This is a genomic window from Clostridioides sp. ZZV15-6388, from assembly GCF_020657755.1.
In the GTDB taxonomy this organism is placed as follows: domain Bacteria; phylum Bacillota; class Clostridia; order Peptostreptococcales; family Peptostreptococcaceae; genus Clostridioides.
Window position 1 is genome coordinate 112,557 of the sequence record NZ_JAGWCU010000007.1, and the last position, 18,975, is coordinate 131,531.

Consider the following 18,975-nt stretch of genomic DNA (forward strand, 5'->3'; position numbering starts at 1 on the left):
CTAATTGTATATTAAAATTTCATGCTTATTGATTCCTTACTTAGATATTATCATGTAAGTACCTCTCTAATCCTCACAGTACTGTTATATTTTAGATATGAATTATAACAATTTTGAGATATTTTGTGATATTTATTGAAGTGAAACTAAAAATAGTGCATATGATGTTATCTAACAAACACTATATACACTACTTCTAAGAATTTTTGATTTTATTTTCAAGTTATATATTATAATCCTCAATTTTAAATAAATGCTGAGTCTAATTTTTCATATAAACATTAAACGTAGTTCCAATATTCTTTTGAGAATCTACTTTTATATATCCATTCTGTTTATTTATAATTTCTCTTGCTAAGTACAATCCCACTCCAATACCTTCTATATTTCCAACTTCTATACTCCTATAGAACCTTTTAAATATATTGTTTATTTCACTTTCATCTATACCCATTCCATTATCACTTATGATAATTTTAGTGAATATATCCATTTTGTCAACCTTTATACTTATTTTTCCTCCCTCATGGGTATATTTTACTGCATTTTCTATAATATTAAATAAAGCTTCACTAGTCCATTTTTTATCATGGCAAACTTCAATTTTATCATCTAAATCAATTTCTAGTACTATATTTTTTTCTTCTAATTTTAAAAACACTCCACTTAATGCGCTTGCAATAGTATCACTTATTCTACTTTTAGTCGTATTCAAAGATATAATACCAGTTTCTAATCTAGAAATTTTTATAAGGGCTTTTCCTAACCAGTCCAATTTATTTACCTGACTTTGCATGTTTTCTAAAAACAATACTTGATTCTTTCTATCTAATTCTTTATGCATTAGAGTTTCATTATACATAGATATATTAGCTATTGGTATTTTTATTTGATGCGATATATCTGATATCAAAGTTTTTATATTTTCTTTTTCCGCTGAATACTTACTATTTTTAACTTCCATAACCTCTATCATATATTTAATTTTATTTTGAACTTTGGCAGTTAAAGTATCTTTATTTAAATCAAAGAGAATATTTTTATTACCCGATATAAATTCATCTATGTTATATATAATATTGCTACTAAATTCAACTATGTCTTTTCTTATTTTATATACAAAAAATAGTGATAAGAAAAACATAGTAAATATAAAAATTAAAATTATACAATTAATATTTACAATAAATTCAGCTAAATCAGGATGCATATATAAAATTTTGTTAGTTTGCATTCTTATTATTATTAAGGATAGACATGATACTATGAAATATATAATAGAAATGTTTTTGTAATAGTTCTTACTTAAATTTTTATTATTTTTCATCTTGTTCACCAACCCACATATACCCTATTCCATAAATAGTCCTTATGTACTTATGTTTAGATGTCTTCTGGTCTATTCTCTTTCTCAATCTATTTATATTTACAGTCAATGCATGTTCTTCCATATACTCACTATCATTGTCCCATATGGCATCTATCAATGCTTGTCTTGTGACTATTTCATTTTTATGTTGTACCAATTTCTTTACGATTCTATATTCTATGGGTGAAAGAATTATATTTTCGCCATTCCTACTTACAGTCATATTAGCAAAATTAAATTCAAATTCTCCCTCAAATAAGACCTCTTCTTGCATTTCAATATTACATCTTCTAAGCAATGCTTTTATTCTTTGTAGCAATATATTTATACTAAATGGCTTTGTTATGTAATCATCTGCTCCTATCTTAAATCCATTTACAATATCAGATTCCATATCACAGGCTGTCAAAAACAGAATACCTACTTTTGAACTAGTTCTTATTTCTTTGCACAGGTCAAATCCATTTCCATCAGGAAGATTTACATCTAATATCATTAAATCTATTTTTTCTTTCTCAAATTTTTCTTTAGCTTCTTCTAGATTATATGCTGGTACAACTCGAAATCCATCACTTTGTAAGTTAAAACATATACCATTATTAAGCATAATATCATCTTCTACAACCATTATAGTTTCCATTTTATTTCCTCCATATTTTTTATACACATTAAATCATTGGGTTCCCTATTTTATTATACTAATTTTATTTTCTAAAAAACTATTATTATCTTAAGTTTTTATTAATTCAAAATAAAAAAAGTGTATATTTAGTAATTTTAACTAATATACACTCATTATTGTTTATAAGTTTATAAATGTTTTATTTTAGTTTGCCATAGTCTTCATCAGATACAGGCTCCAACCATTCATTGAAAGCTCCCTCTGCTGGGACTTCTACAGCTAGATGCTGAAACCAACTATCTGGTGCAGCTCCATGCCAGTGCTTTACATCTGGTGGTATATTAACTACATCACCTGCATGCAATTCCTGTGCTGGTTTGCCAAACTCTTGATAATATCCTCTACCTCCAGTTACAAGTAAAATCTGCCCACCCTTATGATGTATGTGCCATGAATTAATTGTAGAAGGAGCAAAAGTCACATTCCCGATTCCCACACCAGTAGTAGTAAGCATATTTAAATAACATTCTCCTGTAAAATACTGTGCAAATGCTTTGTTTTCTTCCCCAATAGGGAAAACTGCTCCTGTACCTAAATCTTTTTCTATATCCATATTTAATACCTCCTATGCCTTGCTTAACTATTCTTACATTTTTAGTATACGACTTAAAGTTAACTCAAGGTCAATAGCTTTTTAGTATTATCATAATTTAATTTTTAGATTAACTTTATTCTTTTAAATCATCATAGCTTGTTATAGATTTTTTTACATTCAGTAATTGGTCTACAAATTGATTAGCAGGGGCATTTAAGATATTTTCAGGAGTATCATATTGTTGAATGACTCCATGATTCAATACCAAAGTTTTTGTACCTAAAATCAAGGCTTCATAAATATCATGTGTAATAAAGATAATTGTAATTCCTGTTTTTTTATGAATTTCTTTTATCTCTTTTTGTAGCTGTTTTCGTGTAATTTCATCAACAGCACCAAAAGGTTCATCCATCAATAAGATTTCTGGTGAAGAAGCTAAAGCACGTGCAATCCCTACACGCTGTTGCTGACCACCTGATAATTCAGATGGGTATCTTGTTTTCATATCATTTGCTAATCCCACGATTTGCATCCATTTATCTACAGCATTTTTTATCTCTGACTTATTTTTTCGATTAAGGAGATTTGGCACATATGAAATGTTTTCTTCAACAGTCATATGAGGAAAAAGAACACTTCCCTGAACACAATAGCCTATTTTTCTTCTTAATTTAATTAAGTCCTCATTTTTAATGTCTGTTTTGTTAATTAAAATATCTCCCGTGTCTGGCAAAATCAGACCATTAATCATTTTTAGAAGTGTTGTTTTTCCACTTCCAGATGACCCAATAACAGTTAAAAATTCGCCTTTTTCTATATCTAAATTGAGATTATTTATGATTGTTTTATCATTATATCGTTTTTCAATATTTTTAAATTGTATAATAGGTGTCATTATATTTCCTCCAATTATAAAAGTCCCTTTTTGTTCAAAAACTCGTGTGCAACTTCTCTAGGCTCTAAATTATTATTTTCTACATCATAATTCAATTTAGCCATTTCTTTATCAGTTAAAATATTTTTAACCATCTGGAATACTGCTGAAAGTTCTGGATGTTCCTCTAACACCTCTGAACGAATAACATTTCCACATTGATAAGATGGATAAAAGCTTTTATCATCATTTAAGACTACAACATCTGAAACACTATACTGTCCGTCAGTTGTAAATATAGGCATTACATCAATTTTTCCCTCATTAATTGCCTGATATTTAAGTCCAATATCTAAATCAACTGTGTTTTTAAAGTGTAGGTCATAGGTATTACATAGTGGAGTATAGCCATCTTCTCTTTCATAAAAATCATACTCTGCACCAAATGTCAATTTAGAAGATATATCTCTTAAATCTGAAATATTCTTTAGTTTATATTTATCTGCAATTTCTTTTCTAACTGCCAACGCATAACTATTAGAAAAACCATACATACCAGTCCACTGCATTTTAAGTTTAGTTTTATATTCAGATTGTAACTTCTCAAACATATTTTCAGTATATAGTTCATTTTTCTTCAGTACCATATTCCAGCCTGTCCCTGTATACTCTGGATAAATATCAAATTCTCCATTGCCCATAGCTGGCTGAATATTGGATGTTCCTCCGCCTACACCTTGTGTGATTTCTACTTTCAAATCTGTATTTTTTTCAATTAAAATATCCAGCATTTCACCAAGAATATATTGTTCAGTCATTGGTTTTGTAGCGATATGAATAGTTTGAGTCTTTGCAGAATTAAAGAAGTAAGATGTAAAGATAGTTATTATAAGGATAAGACTTCCTAGAATGGCAAATACTTTTTTCCTATTTTTCTTTTTTCTTTTTCTTTGTAAAAATCTTTCTACTAATCCTAGAATAAAATCAAATAACAAAGCCAATAGAGCAATAAGAATACTTCCAGTGACTGTCATTACTGTGTTGTTTGTTGTGATTCCTCTATATATAGCTACACCCAGACCACCAGCACCTATAAATGAAGCAATACCAGTCAATGCAATTGTCATAATAACCATGTTTCTAATACCAGACATAATAACAGGTAAGGCTAGCGGAAGTTTTATTTTATATAGTATCTGAAAGTCTGTACTTCCCATACCTTTCGCTGCTTCAAGAATATTTTTATCTACATTAGTAATTCCAGTATATGTATTTCTAACCATAGGTAATAATGCATATATAGTAAGAGCAATAACAGCTGTAGTATTTCCAATTCCAGAGAATGGTATCAAAAAACCCAACATAGAAATAGATGGTATGGTGTATAGAAAATTAATAGTCCCCAATATTGGCTTAGACGACTTATGAAATTCACTTACAACGATACCAATTATACCACCTAAAACAATTGCAATTACTATAGAAATAATAGAAATTGTCAAATGTTCGATGGATAGTTTTATAAAAAAATCACTTCTTTCAGATAATAGTGTTAGCATATCGTTTAGCATTACTTCCACTCCTTTTTATGAGTTTTACTTAATAAGATTCAAATTATAAAATTATAGTTTAGTGATAGCTCTCATCGTACCACACTAAATAAATTATTCCATAAATTACATGTTAAGGTCATAATATCAAATTTTCAAGTAGGCACTAAAAAGTAACTAATAGAAAATCCCACCTTGTCAATCTTCATGAAAATAATAAAAAATGTCAGAGCCGTTAAAAACTTACTATTTAAACGGATTTCTGACACTATATTTAATTAAATTTGAATATTTATCATATTATTTATTATTGTTAAACTTAACTATCATATTATATATCCATTATATTTACTCATATATCATCTATATTTATTGTATTTTATTTATTATACTATATATTTTGCTGTTAGTGATATTTTATTGTTAGACAATTCTTTTGGAGTTCCTTCAAAGATTACTTTGCCACCTTTTGTCCCTCCTTCAAGACCCATATCGATAATCCAATCCGCTCTTTTAATTACATCTATATTATGTTCAATTATGATAACTGTATTTCCATTATCTACAATCTCTTCAATTATATTTATAAAATTTTCAATGTCAGCCATATGAAGCCCAGTTGTCGGCTCATCTAATATATACACTGAACTTTCCTTATTTAATTCATTAGCAAGTTTTAATCTTTGACGCTCTCCTCCAGATAATGTATCTAGAGTTTGCCCTAAAGTAAGGTATCCGATTCCCATTTTTTCAATGCACTGTAATTTCTTTTTAATCTGTTTTAAACTAAAAAATTCAATCGCATCTGAAACCGACATTTCAAGAAGTTCTATTATATTTTGCCCTTGAAATCTATATTCTAAAACTTCTTTTTTAAATTTTTTCCCTTCACAAATATTGCAAGTACTTTTTATACTTTCCATAAATGCAAGATTTGTGTGTACTATTCCAGACCCTTTACAGTTATCACAAGCTCCTTCTGAGTTTGAGCTAAACAAAGAAGCTTTAATACCATTTGCTTTTGCAAAAATGTTTCTTATATCGTTCATAATTCCACTATATGTTGCTAAGCTTGACCTAGAATTAGCTGATACAGAGCTTTGGTCTATTAATACAGCATTTGTATTTTGCTTTAAAAATTCATGTTTAATTAATGTACTCTTACCAGCTCCTGCTACTCCTGTCACTAAAGTTAATACACCTTTAGGTATCTTTATAGATATATTTTTTAAATTGTTTTGATTACAATTTTTAACCTCTAAATATCCTCTATGTTCTCTTACATTTTCCTTAATAGAAAGAACTTTATTTAAGGCATTTCCTGTTAATGTCCCACTTGAAAGCAACTTTTCATAACTTCCTTCATATACAACTTTACCACCATACCTCCCAGCTTTTGGACCTACATCTACAATGTGGTCTGCAATTTTAATCACGTCTGGGTCATGCTCAACAACTATAATTGTATTTCCTTTATCACGTAATTTTCTTAGAAGATTATTTAATTTATAAACATCTCTTGGATGAAGACCTATACTTGGTTCATCAAAAATATACATCAAATCTACAAGGTTACTATTTAAATATTTTACCATCTTTATACGCTGAGATTCTCCACCTGATAGTGATGATGTCTCCCTATCTAAAGTTAAATACCCTAGACCTATATCTATGATGTTATTTAGTTTTTCTAGTATCCCTTTAATTAGAGGTTGTGCTTCTGGCTCATTTATATCTTTAATAACCTGATAGTACCTAAAGTTGACCTTGAATTACCTCCAAGTCTACTTTGGTCTATAATAATTGGTGTTGATAAATTTTCTATACAATCAGCTTTAACTTCTCCATATTTAGGTAAAAAACTTCTTACAAAAGTACTAAATCTCTCGTTTAATTGACGTTGTGATTCTTTTGCAATTGTTTCAAAAACAATAGATGATTTTCCAGAACCAGATACACCTGTAAATATGGTTATTTTTCTTTTTGGTATTTTTAATGAAATATTATCTAGATTATTTTCCTTACATCCTTTTAAAACTATAAATTCATTACTCATACTGTATCCTCCTAAATTGTTTTTATAGCAAATTATAGCACGTAACTTATCCCATGGTTGTATACTGTAGGGTTTAAAATTTCATATAAAAAGTCCATATAAATTTATTAAGAGGATAAAAAAAGTACCTCAAAATGATTTTTAAAATCACAACTGAGATACTAAACCTTGTTTAATAATAATATATTTTTATTATTCTCAAATACTTTTTTATCATTAGTAAATAATATTTTTAAGATAGCTTTATGTTCAATTAATTTAATATTAAATTACTTTAATATTAAATTGCTTTAATGTTTAGTTACTTTATGTTTGATTACTTTATGTTTAATTGTTTTAATATTTAATTACTCTAATATTTAATTATTTTACAAGCAATTCTTATATTTAATATGAATTAATACAAAAAACTAAACAAAGTTCATAATCACTAAAAATTAATCTTCACTTAACACAGATGTAAATTCAGGGTCATCCAAAAGATGTTCAAAATAGCTATGTGCTGAGATATACCCTATACCATACATTTTTCGTTTTGAATTTACAACCTTATATTCATAACACGCACTTTTGACCTTACTATAGTCATTAAAATTCATTGCTTTATAGATGGCTCTTTCATTTCTTGGTATGTACTTTACATATTTTGGTTTTATAAAATACAAGTCATCTTTTATCTTACGTTCACGTTTAAGCTTCTTTAAAACTTCCCCATTTTTTCTATGCATTATATGGTCATCGTACTTATAATGATGAGCTATATGAGTTACATCACCCTTAAATTTATTTTCAAAATCTAATATTGTCTTTTCCATTAACTTATAATGTGTCCCCTCTTTTTTGTCTATATCAGCAAGTATAATTATATTTTGTGGTTTTACTCCAAGCTCTTTTAATGCTGACTTAAATTCATTGTTCCTAAGCTCTTCTTTTTGCTTTCTGGTCAGATTTCTAAACTTTGTATTAGCCCTAAAAACGTTAACCCCAGAACCATCTGATACTAGTACCACATATACATTATCAACACCACACTGTTTTATAGCATCAATAATGGCACTTCCTCCCCATAGGACCTCATCATCTTGGTGTTGAGGATAAAATACTGCTGCCGATTTAAATTTTCTACTATTACTTTCAGGAATAGGCATTTCAAGTTTTCCATTAAAATTCTTTGCAATTAAAAATATCATTAATAATATTAATATACTTATTCCTATGTGCTTCGTTTTATTTTCCATATTTAAAATTTTCTCCTTCTTATCAATTCAAATATCTTATAAACCTTTGTGGCAAATAGGTTGAAATATACAAATTATTTTACAATATTTTATTGTTTCATACAATCTTTGATACGAACTATAATAAAATAAAAAAGCTTTCTAACTGCAATGTTGCAAACATTACAGCCAGAAAGCTTCTTAATTCTTAAAATTTATTAAGCTTATTTTTAATATAAATATATCTATTTTTGATAAATTATACTTTAATTGCTATATAAATACGACTATTTTCATAGTCTACATTTCCTTTAAAATTTCAATCAATTCTTCTTCACTATACATATATTTCTCATTACAGAACTGACATCCAACTTCTGCCTGTTTATCTTCTTCTATTATTTGAGCCAAAGATTTTTTCCCTATTGCCACTAACGCAGTTTTTACTCTTTCCTTTGAACATTCACACTCAAATCCAACTTCACAAGTATCAAGTACTTTAGGCTCCAAACCATCTAAAACTCTATTTAATATATCTTCTGGTAAGTTTCCTTCCTTTAACATATTAGTTATTGAAGGTAATTTAGCTACATTTTCTTCTAATTTTGCGATAGTTTCTTCTTCTGCATCTGGCATTAATTGAACTATAAATCCTCCAGCAAACTCAACTTCATCCTCTTTTGTAAGAACACCTAAAGCTACCACTGATGGAGTTTGTTCTGACACTGCAAAGTAGTAAGTAAAGTCTTCTGCAATTTCTCCACTTACTAATGGATAAGTTCCATTGTATGGCTCTCTAAGACCTAAGTCTTTAATAACTTTTACAACACCTTCTGTCCCCACGGCTGCTGCAACATTCAACTTTCCATTTGGATAATCTTCAACTTCTACATGAGGATTTCCTACATAGCCTTTTACTATTCCCTTAGAATTTGCTGTTGCGATGATAGTTCCAATTGGTCCACCACCTTTTATTATTACAGTCAATTTATCACTGTCATTTTTCATCATCAATCCCATTATAGATGTTGCTGTTAATGTCCTGCCAAGTGCTGCTGTTGCTACTTTTGTAGTTTCATGTAATCTTCTAGCTTCTTCTACTGTATTTCTAGTAGTTGCAACAAATGCTCTAACTTGACCATTTCCTGATGTCGCTCTTAGTACATAATCTTTCATTTGTATTCCTCCACACTTTGTTAATCATACTATTTTTCTATATTATTACTTTTTTCTATATTACTACTTTAAATTACTTTAATTTTTAATACAGAAAACTTTGCCTCTTTTATTTTTACCAATAACATTTTATATCTCTGTCAATAATATTTTATATCTTTATCAATAATATTTTATATCTCCAGCAATAATATTTTATATTAATAACACTTCTTTTTGTACATAACAAGAAAAGCTTTATTTTTTACATACAAAGAATATCCTTTGACTTTCTTCATTAGGTTTTTCAAATGTAAAATCTCCATAAGATTTTATATCACTAAATCCAGATTCTTTAAGCATATCAACTATTTCATCCTCAGTATATGCCCTTTGTTGATGTACTTCTTCAAATCTTTCAAACTTTCCATCTTCATCTTTAATAAAAAATGTCAGTTCCATTTCAATCAAATTTTCTTCATCATCAAAGTAATTTTGCCACATATAAGCTATATCTTCTCTATTTTCTCCATACATATTATTTCCTAATATATTGGCTAATTTATAAAATGAACTTATATCAAATATAAAGATTCCATCTTTCTTTAATAATTCATACGTTTTTGAAAATACATTTTCTAAATCATCATCATAAGTTATATAATTAAATCCATCACAGGCACAAAGCACACAGTCCAAATCGGATATATCAAAGTCAAGCTCTGATATGTCTTGTTGAAGTAAAACTAACTCTACGCCTTCTTTTTCTGCCTTTTCTCTTGCTACACTAAGCATTTCATCAGATATATCAATCCCAGCTATATCATAGCTCTTTTTAGTTAATGGAATTGTGAGATTACCTGTACCACATGCTAATTCCAATATATTTTTTACTTTTACACCTTCATTATCTATTATATCTTCTATATATTTAACCCATCCATCATAATCAACTTCATTCATAAGTTCATCATATACAAACGCAAAATCACTATATTGACTCATCCTTTTTATTCTGCCCCTCCACAATCTTTCTTAGCCTCTTTTTACGTGATGTAAGCATACCTCCGATTCTTCCAGCTTCTTTAGCTGTAAGCCCTGCCCATCCACGTTCTCCAACTTTGTCCATAAGACCTAGTTCTGAGGCTATCTCATATTTCATTATATCATCATTTGTCAATATTTTAGTATTCTTGCCATTAGTTATCTTCTTTTCTCTTTTCATATTTTCTTTCAAAAAAATCACCCCTTCTTATTTGTATTTTTGTCAATTAAAAGAAATTTATACAAATAAGTAAGGGGTATTTATCAATTCATATGTTTTCAAATTTAAGTATTTTAAATTTATGACTTTTTAAAATTATTCTTTCTAAGTATGTGTTATTTATAATTTCAACATATTATTTATAGTCTTATCATAATATGTTATTTACAATCTTATCAAAAAAATTGACCTTTTTATCCAAACTATCTACAACTTATTCATTACAAAGCTTAACATATTTTAATCTATTGCTTTTTTATATTTTAATAATTTTGCATAGACATTTAGTGCATCCACACATATCTTTTCATCAAAGTTGAAGTTTATATTATGAAGTCCATTTACAAATCCTTTTTTCTCATTTCTTGAGCCCAACATAAAGAACAGCCCTGGAACTTCTTTTTGATAGTAAGAAAAATCTTCTGATATCATAAGTGGGTCTAATTCTATAGCCGTATCCTTTCCAACAGCTTCTACAAACTCTTTATACAAGTCTTTATCGTTTTTAACAGCTATATAATCATCCATAATATTTATATTTACCTTACAGTTATAAGACAATTCAAAGCCTCTAGCAAGTTCTTTAACTCTAAGTTTCATTCTCTCATACACTTCTGGACTAAAGCATCTAATAGTCCCTTCCATCTTTATATTTTCAGCTATTATATTTCTTCTAGCCCCTCCTTCAATTCTACCTATAGTCAACACTGCATTGTCTATTGGGCTTATATTTCTTGATACTATAGTTTGAAGTGAACTTATAAAGTTTGAAGCTATGACTATACCATCAATTCCATTTTGTGGCATAGCTCCATGTCCACTTTTAGACACTATTTCTATATCAATATCTCCTATTTGAGCCATGAAGTATCCTTCTCTTGTACCTACATAACCTTCTGGTAATTCTGGGTATATATGAAGCCCATATATCTCATCAACATTGTATTTTCTAAGCACACCTGCATCTATCAATGCTTTTGCTCCACCTGGCCCTTCTTCTGCTGGTTGGAATATAAATACAACATTATCATTTAAATCTTCTTTATTATCATTTAAATACTCAATTAATCCAAGCAATATAGTAGCATGTCCATCATGACCACATAAGTGTTTTACACCTTCTTCACTACGAAGACCGTCTATATCAGCTCTGAAAGCTATATCTTTTCTTGGTCTTTTCCCTTCTATCACACCTACTATTCCTGTTTCTAAGTAAACTTCATATTCAACTCCTATTTTATCAAGATAATCCCTTATATATTTTGAAGTCTTATACTCTTTTCTTCCAATTTCTGCAATAGGATTTAATGCATTCCTATGCTTATAAAGTTGTTCTTGTAAATACGATGCCTCTCTCATGTAATCTCCTCCAAATTATAATTTATTATAAAAATATTTCTATATCTCTTATAATTAAAATATTATATAACATACTTTCATATTTAAAAATAAAAAGCTAAATTGAATATAAAAATATTTTGCATTATTAAATAATTCACCATTAATAATAATTCCCCTGTTTCATAAATCAAAACAGGGGAATTATTATTAAAAAATTTTTAATTTTAGCAAGAGAAGAAGTGTTTAGCAAGTCCACCTTTTGCAGTTTCTTTGTATTTATCCATCATATCAATACCCGTTTCTTTCATTGTTTCAACGACTTGGTCCAAGGAGACAGAATGTGAGCCATCAGTTAATAATGCATACTTAGCTGCATCATAAGCTCTTTGAGCTGCCATTGCATTTCTTTCTATACATGGAATTTGAACATATCCATATACAGGGTCACAAGTCATTCCTAGATGATGTTCAAGCGCTATTTCTGCTGCATATTCAATATGGTCTATAGTACCACCCTTTAAATACGCTACTGCCGCTGCTGCCATCGAACAAGCTGCTCCAACCTCACCTTGACATCCTACTTCCGCACCAGATATTGATGCATTAGTTTTTATTATATTTCCGATTATTCCAGCCACAAGTAATGCTTCAATTATTTTTTCATCATCGTATTTATAGAAATCTTGCATTGCAAAGAATATTCCTGGTATTACTCCAGCAGAACCACAAGTTGGTGCTGTAACTATTATATTACCAGAAGCATTTTGCTCTGAAGCTGCCAGTGCATATGCATATACAAGTGTCGAAAAACTTTTATCTTCTTGATACGCTTTATAAAAATTATTTGCTCTTCTTTTTAATAATAATTTACCTGGTATTACTTCATCTGTGCTTAGTCCATCATCAATAGATTTTCTCATAGCATCTTTTATAGTTTTTATATAGTCTTTTATATCAGATGGTTCACATTCTAATACAAAATCAACTAAAGTTTTATTATTTTCCTTACACCACTTCACTATTTCATCCATAGTGTCTAGATGATATATACTATTGCTTTTACTGTTTCTTTGACCTTCTTCTGCTATAGTTCCTCCACCAACAGAATATACAGTCCATTCAGCTGTCACATTTCCATCTTTATCTAAAGCTTCAAACTTCATTCCATTTGGATGAAAATCTTTTATTATGTCTTCTTCCCAAACGATTTCAACTTTCTTTGGTGCTATAGTTTTTTCAATTATATAATCTGTTAAGTGACCTTTTCCTGTAGCAGCTAAACTACCATATAATATTGCTCTAAAACTTTCTGCATCTGGATTTTCATTTTTAAATCTTTCCGCTGCTCTTTGCGGCCCCATAGTATGAGAACTTGAAGGTCCACTTCCTATTTTAAAAAGTTCCTTTAAAGTATCCATATTATTCCTCCTAAATTTTCTATGTTAATGCTTATTATTTATTTTTACGCACATATTTATTATAACCTAAATATATTAATTATTAGTTATTAAATTCGCATAAAATTTATTTTTTATTTCCATTTTGGTATATTTTATTAAATTAATATGCATATTTTGAGAATAAAACATTTATTTAAAATTTTTTTAATATTAATATAATATAAATATCTTACTTTATACAGTTAAGATATTAACTATGCCTATTAAAATTAATTAATTTGTACTATAATTATTATTGTACTTAAAAAATTAAATTTAAATAAAAAAGGAGATTTGATTATATGTTATTTAAAGGTTCTGCTGTTGCTTTAGTTACTCCATTTACGGAGGATAACAATGTCAACTTTGAAAAGTTAGGTGAATTAATCGAATACCATATTGAAAATGACACAGATGCATTAGTTGTTTGTGGAACAACAGGTGAAGCTACTACTATGAGTGAATCTGAGATTTTTGCTGTAATAAAATATACAGTTGAAAAAGTCAATAAGAGAATACCAGTTATAGCAGGTACTGGTTCAAACAATACTATGTTGTCTGTTCATATGAGCCAAGAAGCTGAAAAATTGGGAGTGGATGGTCTTTTAATCATAACTCCTTACTATAATAAGACTAATGAAAAAGGTCTTAAACTTCACTTTGAAACAATAGCAAAAAGCGTTAAATTACCAATTATTTTATATAATGTACCAGGAAGAACTAAGGTAAATATAAAGCCATCTGTTGTAGCTGAGCTTGCTAAAATAGATAATATAGTTGCTGTGAAAGAAGCTAGTGGAGATTTAGCTCAAGTTGCAGAAATAGCTAAATTAGTGCCTAAAGACTTCGCTATATACTCCGGTAATGATGATACTATATTACCTCTATTATCATTAGGTGGAAGTGGTGTTATCTCTGTACTTGCTAACATCTGTCCTAAAGAAACTCATGATTTAGTAACTAAATTCTTTGAAGGTGACATTGAAGGCTCTAAAAAATTACAACTTGATATGGATGCTTTAATTGCTGCCTTATTTATAGAAGTAAATCCAGTTCCAGTTAAAACTGCTATGAATATTTTAGGTTTTAATGTTGGAGATTTAAGACTTCCTTTAGCTGAAATGGAAGAAGCTAATCTTAATATCTTAAAACAAGAATTGACAAATTTTGGATTTAAATTTTAGCAATATTTCTATAAATAAGTTGATTTTTTCTAAAATATGTATTATTATTAGAATAATCAAATTTTAATATCCTATTAACCTAGGGTAGAGGTAGCTGTAAATAAGAGTATCCAATAGGAGCTGGCAAGCGTTAATGATTGGAAAAAGGATTTATAGCCGAAGAAAATATTTCTCGCAATAATATTTTCTGGGATTACACATAAGATGTGTAATACTGTCACTTATTTGTGTAGGTGGTGAGCTACAAGGTTTACTTTGAGTGATAAACTAGACGTACAAAGTATACCTTTGTACGTTTTTTGTATATAATTAAAGTTGTTAATATAATATTAAAGTATTTAGATATATAAAAATATTAACATATCTTACTTGTATAACTAAAATCAAATAATGTTTTAATAATTAAAAATTGGGGTGAATTTAATATGAAAAAAGTAAATGTGGCAATAGTTGGTGCTACTGGAATGGTAGGTAGAACATTTTTAAAAGTATTAGAAGAAAGAAATTTTCCAATAGAAAATCTATTTTTATTCTCTTCTTCTAAATCTGCTGGTTCTAAAGTAATGTTTTGTGGTAAAGAATATATAGTAGAAGAGTTAAAAGAAACTTCATTTACTGATAGAGGGATACAAATAGCATTATTCTCTGCTGGAGGAAGCATTAGTGAAAAATATGCTCCAATAGCTGCATCAAATGGAATCTTAGTAGTAGATAACTCTAGTCAATGGAGAATGAATCCAGATGTTCCTTTGGTTGTTCCTGAGGTAAATCCAGAAGCTATAAAAAAACATAAAGGTATAATAGCTAATCCAAACTGCTCTACTATACAAGCTATGGTTCCTCTTAAACCTCTAGATGACAAATACAAAATTAAGAGAGTTGTTTACTCTACTTACCAAGCTGTATCTGGTTCTGGTGTTAAAGGGGTTGAAGATTTAGAAAAAGGAATGACTGGTAATCCTACTGGATTCTATCCACATCAAATTTCTTATAACTGTCTTCCTCATATAGATTCATTTACTGAAAATGGATATACTAAGGAAGAAATGAAAATGGTAAACGAAACTATGAAAATACTTGATAACTACGACTTAAAAATAACTGCAACTACTGTAAGAGTTCCAGTAAAAAATGGTCATAGCGAATCTATAAACATTGAGTTTAATAATCCATTTGAATTAGAAGATTTAGTAAAAACACTTGAAGAAGCTCCAGGAGTTGTAGTAGTTGATAATCCTGCTAAAAATGAATATCCAACTGCTGTAGAATTTGATGATAGAGATGAAGTGTTTGTTGGAAGAATTAGAAGAGACTTTAGTGTTGATAATGGTGTAAACCTTTGGGTTGTTGCTGACAATATAAGAAAAGGTGCTGCAACTAATGCAATCCAAATAGCTGAAATGGCTATATCATATGATTTAGTATAGTATACAAATTTGTATAAATATATGATTTTGTAAAATATTAATAATAAGTAAAAATAAGCATTAGAAGTAACTGTAATATAAAACACAAAACTAAAAAAGAGGGGATTGATTTTTTATGATATTTAAAGGTTCTGCTGTTGCTCTAGTTACTCCATTTACAAAGGATAGCAAAGTTGATTTCGACAAATTAGGTGAATTAGTTGAGTACCAAATTGCTAACGGTACTGATGCTATAGTGGCTTGTGGTACTACTGGTGAAGCTAATACTATGACCGATGAAGAACAACTTGCTACTATTAAGTATGTTGTTGAAAAAGTTAATAAAAGAGTTCCTGTTATAGCAGGAAGTGGTTCTAATGATACTATGCACTCAGTTAATTTAAGTCAAGAAGCTGAAAAACTAGGAGTAGATGCTCTATTAATAATAACTCCTTATTACAATAAAGCCAATAAAGCTGGACTTAAACGTCATTTTGAAACAATCGCTAACAGTGTTAAACTTCCAATTATACTTTACAATGTACCTGGAAGAACTTGTGTTAATATAAGCCCTAGTCTTATAGTTGAACTTGCTAAGATAGATAATATAGTTGCTGTGAAAGAAGCTAGTGGGGACTTAGGACAAGTTGCAGAAATAGCTAGCTTAGTTCCAGATGACTTTGCTATCTACTCTGGTAACGATGATACTATACTTCCTTTATTGTCTTTAGGAGGTCAAGGAGTTATATCAGTACTTGCTAATGTTTGCCCTCAAGAAACACACGATTTAGTGGCTAAATTCTTTGAAGGCGATATAGAAGGTTCTAGAAAATTACAACTTGGTATGGATGCTTTAATCGCTGCTTTATTTATAGAGGTAAATCCTATACCAGTTAAGACTGCAATGAATTTATTAGGATTCAATGTTGGAGATTTAAGACTTCCTCTAGCAGAAATGGACCCAGCAAACTTAGAGGTATTAAAGAAAGAATTAGTTAACTTTGGACTAAAAGTTAATGCATAGTACAAATTAATGCATGATAAAAAACTAAGTTTGGTCAAAAGTTAGCCCTTAATCATAGGAGGAAATTATGTTAAAAGTTATAGCAACTGGTTATGATGGAAAAATGGGCAAGATTTTAGCCGATACTATAAGAGATGATAGTGAACTAGAATTAGTTTGTGTTGCAGCTAGAGGTATGGATAGCTGTGAAGGCAATCTTAAAATTTATGAAGATATGAATACTATAGTTGAAGAAGCTGATGTAGTTATAGATTTTTCTCATCACTCTAATCTAGATAATATTTTATCTTATGTTTTAAAAACTAAAACTCCTTTAGTAATTGCTACTACTGGATATAATGATGAAGAAATTAATAGAATACATGAAGCGGCTAAAGTTATTCCTGTATTCCAATCATATAATATGTCTCTTGGTGTAAATGTATTAGTGAAATTGGTTAAAGATGCAGCTAAATTATTAGAAGGATTCGATATAGAAATAATAGAAAAACATCACAACAGAAAAGTAGATGCCCCAAGTGGCACAGCTGTTATGATTGCTAACGCTATAAAAGAGGTTTTACCAAACGTTGAAAATAATTATGGTAGATATGGGCGTAGTGCAAAAAGACAACCAAATGAGGTTGGTATCCATGCTATAAGAGGTGGAAATATTGTTGGTGAACATGATGCTCTATTTGCTGGAGATAACGAAGTCCTTACAATAAGTCATCAAGCTCAATCTCGTGGTATTTTTGCAAGTGGTTCTATAGCTGCTGCTAAATACTTAGTTAAACAAAAACCAGGATTTTATAACATGGATAGTATGTTAGGATAGTAAAAATCTATATCACAAATAAAAAATATACACAAGTAAAAGATATATGATATAATAAATAAATTTACTCAATATTATGCTAAAATAATAATGCTATTAAAAAATAAATAATAGTAAGTATATACTAAAGTTGATAAATTAGTATATATGAGTATATAATAAAAGAAATATAATGAAATACAAGGAGAATTAACAAATGGTAAATTTAAACGATGCTTATGAAATAGCAAGATATATAAAGGAAGTTAAAAAGAAAACACCTGTTAAAGTATATGTAAATACTAACTCTTTACATTTCCAATCAACTGATAAATTTAAAGTATTTGGAAACAATGGTTCTTATGTATTTGTAGGTGACTATGAGGATATAATGGAAGTATTAGATAAACATGGTAACGATATAATAGATACTCATGTAGAATATGATAGAAGAAATTCTGCTATTCCTCTAAAAAATACTTTAAGTGAACATGCAAGAATCGAACCAGGTGCAATAATAAGAGACATGGTTACTATAGAAAAAAATGCTGTTGTAATGATGGGAGCTGTTATAAATATAGGAGCTGTTGTTGGTGAAGGTTCTATGGTAGATATGAATGCTGTTATTGGTGCTAGAGGTACTCTTGGTAAAAATGTTCATTTAGGTGCTGGTGCTGTTGTTGCTGGTGTTTTAGAGCCACCTTCTGCTACTCCTGTTATAGTTGAAGATGATGTTTTAATAGGAGCTAATGCAGTTGTTCTTGAAGGTGTTAGAATCGGTAAAGGTGCTGTTGTTGCAGCTGGTGCTGTTGTAACTACTGACGTAGAAGCTGGTGCTGTTGTTGCTGGTTCTCCTGCTAAAGTTATAAAAATGAAAGACGAAAAAACGGCTGACAAGACTAAACTTATGGAAGACCTTAGAAATTTAGACTAATTAGAAATAATATTATTAATTAAAAGGGGCTGTCTCAAAATAGAGAGATAAGCCTCTTTTTCATTGTTGAAATGATGAAAATATATTTGATTTCATACAAAAAAGAGTGTCTCATGAACTAAAAAGTTCATTTTGAGACACCCTCCTCT

General features: G+C 29.2%; 16 protein-coding genes, 1 pseudogene and 1 riboswitch. Of the genes and pseudogenes, 5 read left to right on the top strand and 12 right to left on the bottom strand.

What is annotated here, in order from left to right; all coding sequences use genetic code 11:
- Window positions 1-262: 262 nt before the first annotated feature.
- The 12 genes and pseudogenes from KGF48_RS06700 to KGF48_RS06755 form a co-directional block, all read right to left on the bottom strand.
- Window positions 263-1,327 carry a sensor histidine kinase gene (locus KGF48_RS06700; RefSeq protein WP_227839734.1) on the bottom strand — a complete coding sequence of 355 codons (1,065 nt, stop codon included), beginning with the start codon at window positions 1,325-1,327 and terminating at the stop codon, window positions 263-265.
- Window positions 1,317-2,009, bottom strand: a complete 693-nt coding sequence (locus tag KGF48_RS06705; RefSeq protein ID WP_227839735.1) for a response regulator transcription factor — start codon at window positions 2,007-2,009, stop codon at window positions 1,317-1,319. Before KGF48_RS06705 ends, KGF48_RS06700 begins: the two co-directional genes overlap by 11 nt.
- A gap of 181 nt (window positions 2,010-2,190) precedes the next feature.
- Entirely contained in the window at window positions 2,191-2,604 is a 414-nt protein-coding gene (locus KGF48_RS06710) for a cupin domain-containing protein (protein ID WP_227839736.1), read from the bottom strand.
- Window positions 2,605-2,719: 115 nt separating this feature from the next.
- Window positions 2,720-3,481 carry an ABC transporter ATP-binding protein gene (locus KGF48_RS06715; protein WP_227839737.1) on the bottom strand — a complete coding sequence of 254 codons (762 nt, stop codon included), beginning with the start codon at window positions 3,479-3,481 and terminating at the stop codon, window positions 2,720-2,722.
- Window positions 3,482-3,495: 14 nt separating this feature from the next.
- Entirely contained in the window at window positions 3,496-5,031 is a 1,536-nt protein-coding gene (locus tag KGF48_RS06720) for a glycine betaine ABC transporter substrate-binding protein (protein ID WP_227864877.1), read from the bottom strand.
- Window positions 5,032-5,396: 365 nt separating this feature from the next.
- A pseudogene (locus tag KGF48_RS06725) lies at window positions 5,397-7,066 on the bottom strand (ATP-binding cassette domain-containing protein).
- A 437-nt stretch (window positions 7,067-7,503) separates the two neighbouring features.
- Window positions 7,504-8,304, bottom strand: coding sequence for a PIG-L family deacetylase (locus tag KGF48_RS06730; RefSeq protein WP_227839739.1), 801 nt, complete (start codon window positions 8,302-8,304; stop codon window positions 7,504-7,506).
- Between the two features lie 279 nt (window positions 8,305-8,583).
- Window positions 8,584-9,459 (bottom strand): Hsp33 family molecular chaperone HslO, encoded by an 876-nt coding sequence (gene hslO, locus KGF48_RS06735; protein ID WP_227433730.1) that lies wholly within the window; start codon window positions 9,457-9,459, stop codon window positions 8,584-8,586.
- A 237-nt stretch (window positions 9,460-9,696) separates the two neighbouring features.
- The gene (locus tag KGF48_RS06740) at window positions 9,697-10,443 is read right to left on the bottom strand and encodes a class I SAM-dependent methyltransferase (protein WP_227828339.1); all 747 of its coding nucleotides are present in this window, start codon (window positions 10,441-10,443) and stop codon (window positions 9,697-9,699) included.
- Window positions 10,430-10,663, bottom strand: a complete 234-nt coding sequence (locus KGF48_RS06745; RefSeq protein WP_227433989.1) for a small, acid-soluble spore protein, alpha/beta type — start codon at window positions 10,661-10,663, stop codon at window positions 10,430-10,432. The genes KGF48_RS06740 and KGF48_RS06745 overlap by 14 nt, the downstream gene beginning before the upstream one ends.
- 279 nt (window positions 10,664-10,942) lie before the next feature.
- On the bottom strand, window positions 10,943-12,061 hold the full coding sequence (locus KGF48_RS06750) for an N-acetyldiaminopimelate deacetylase (protein WP_227828338.1): 1,119 nt from the start codon (window positions 12,059-12,061) through the stop codon (window positions 10,943-10,945).
- 206 nt (window positions 12,062-12,267) lie between these two features.
- Window positions 12,268-13,461 carry an L-serine ammonia-lyase gene (locus tag KGF48_RS06755; protein ID WP_227433727.1) on the bottom strand — a complete coding sequence of 398 codons (1,194 nt, stop codon included), beginning with the start codon at window positions 13,459-13,461 and terminating at the stop codon, window positions 12,268-12,270.
- A 323-nt stretch (window positions 13,462-13,784) separates the two neighbouring features.
- Between KGF48_RS06755 and dapA (KGF48_RS06760) the strand changes: the two genes are divergently transcribed.
- From dapA (KGF48_RS06760) to dapD, 5 genes are all read left to right on the top strand, one after another.
- Complete coding sequence (gene dapA / locus KGF48_RS06760) at window positions 13,785-14,666, top strand: 4-hydroxy-tetrahydrodipicolinate synthase (protein ID WP_227828337.1); 882 nt, start codon at window positions 13,785-13,787, stop codon at window positions 14,664-14,666.
- A 77-nt stretch (window positions 14,667-14,743) separates the two neighbouring features.
- Window positions 14,744-14,918: riboswitch (Lysine riboswitch) on the top strand.
- Window positions 14,919-15,091: 173 nt separating this feature from the next.
- Entirely contained in the window at window positions 15,092-16,093 is a 1,002-nt protein-coding gene (locus KGF48_RS06765) for an aspartate-semialdehyde dehydrogenase (RefSeq protein ID WP_227433725.1), read from the top strand.
- A gap of 115 nt (window positions 16,094-16,208) precedes the next feature.
- Window positions 16,209-17,096 (top strand): 4-hydroxy-tetrahydrodipicolinate synthase, encoded by an 888-nt coding sequence (gene dapA, locus KGF48_RS06770; RefSeq protein WP_227433724.1) that lies wholly within the window; start codon window positions 16,209-16,211, stop codon window positions 17,094-17,096.
- A gap of 67 nt (window positions 17,097-17,163) precedes the next feature.
- On the top strand, window positions 17,164-17,913 hold the full coding sequence (gene dapB / locus KGF48_RS06775) for a 4-hydroxy-tetrahydrodipicolinate reductase (protein ID WP_227433723.1): 750 nt from the start codon (window positions 17,164-17,166) through the stop codon (window positions 17,911-17,913).
- Window positions 17,914-18,109: 196 nt separating this feature from the next.
- On the top strand, window positions 18,110-18,826 hold the full coding sequence (gene dapD, locus KGF48_RS06780) for a 2,3,4,5-tetrahydropyridine-2,6-dicarboxylate N-acetyltransferase (protein WP_227828335.1): 717 nt from the start codon (window positions 18,110-18,112) through the stop codon (window positions 18,824-18,826).
- Window positions 18,827-18,975 lie beyond the last annotated feature (149 nt).

What these genes read in the sequence shown, in the direction of transcription:
- hslO (WP_227433730.1), bottom strand. Translation starts at nt 9,459, where the DNA reads ATGAAAGATTATGTACTAAGAGCGACATCAGGAAATGGTCAAGTTAGA.
- KGF48_RS06765 (WP_227433725.1), top strand. Translation starts at nt 15,092, where the DNA reads ATGAAAAAAGTAAATGTGGCAATAGTTGGTGCTACTGGAATGGTAGGT.
- dapD (WP_227828335.1), top strand. Translation starts at nt 18,110, where the DNA reads ATGGTAAATTTAAACGATGCTTATGAAATAGCAAGATATATAAAGGAA.
- KGF48_RS06750 (WP_227828338.1), bottom strand. Translation starts at nt 12,061, where the DNA reads ATGAGAGAGGCATCGTATTTACAAGAACAACTTTATAAGCATAGGAAT.
- KGF48_RS06700 (WP_227839734.1), bottom strand. Translation starts at nt 1,327, where the DNA reads ATGAAAAATAATAAAAATTTAAGTAAGAACTATTACAAAAACATTTCT.
- KGF48_RS06720 (WP_227864877.1), bottom strand. Translation starts at nt 5,031, where the DNA reads ATGCTAAACGATATGCTAACACTATTATCTGAAAGAAGTGATTTTTTT.
- KGF48_RS06730 (WP_227839739.1), bottom strand. Translation starts at nt 8,304, where the DNA reads ATGGAAAATAAAACGAAGCACATAGGAATAAGTATATTAATATTATTA.
- dapA (WP_227433724.1), top strand. Translation starts at nt 16,209, where the DNA reads ATGATATTTAAAGGTTCTGCTGTTGCTCTAGTTACTCCATTTACAAAG.
- KGF48_RS06715 (WP_227839737.1), bottom strand. Translation starts at nt 3,481, where the DNA reads ATGACACCTATTATACAATTTAAAAATATTGAAAAACGATATAATGAT.
- KGF48_RS06755 (WP_227433727.1), bottom strand. Translation starts at nt 13,461, where the DNA reads ATGGATACTTTAAAGGAACTTTTTAAAATAGGAAGTGGACCTTCAAGT.
- dapA (WP_227828337.1), top strand. Translation starts at nt 13,785, where the DNA reads ATGTTATTTAAAGGTTCTGCTGTTGCTTTAGTTACTCCATTTACGGAG.
- KGF48_RS06745 (WP_227433989.1), bottom strand. Translation starts at nt 10,663, where the DNA reads ATGAAAAGAGAAAAGAAGATAACTAATGGCAAGAATACTAAAATATTG.
- dapB (WP_227433723.1), top strand. Translation starts at nt 17,164, where the DNA reads ATGTTAAAAGTTATAGCAACTGGTTATGATGGAAAAATGGGCAAGATT.
- KGF48_RS06710 (WP_227839736.1), bottom strand. Translation starts at nt 2,604, where the DNA reads ATGGATATAGAAAAAGATTTAGGTACAGGAGCAGTTTTCCCTATTGGG.
- KGF48_RS06705 (WP_227839735.1), bottom strand. Translation starts at nt 2,009, where the DNA reads ATGGAAACTATAATGGTTGTAGAAGATGATATTATGCTTAATAATGGT.
- KGF48_RS06740 (WP_227828339.1), bottom strand. Translation starts at nt 10,443, where the DNA reads ATGAGTCAATATAGTGATTTTGCGTTTGTATATGATGAACTTATGAAT.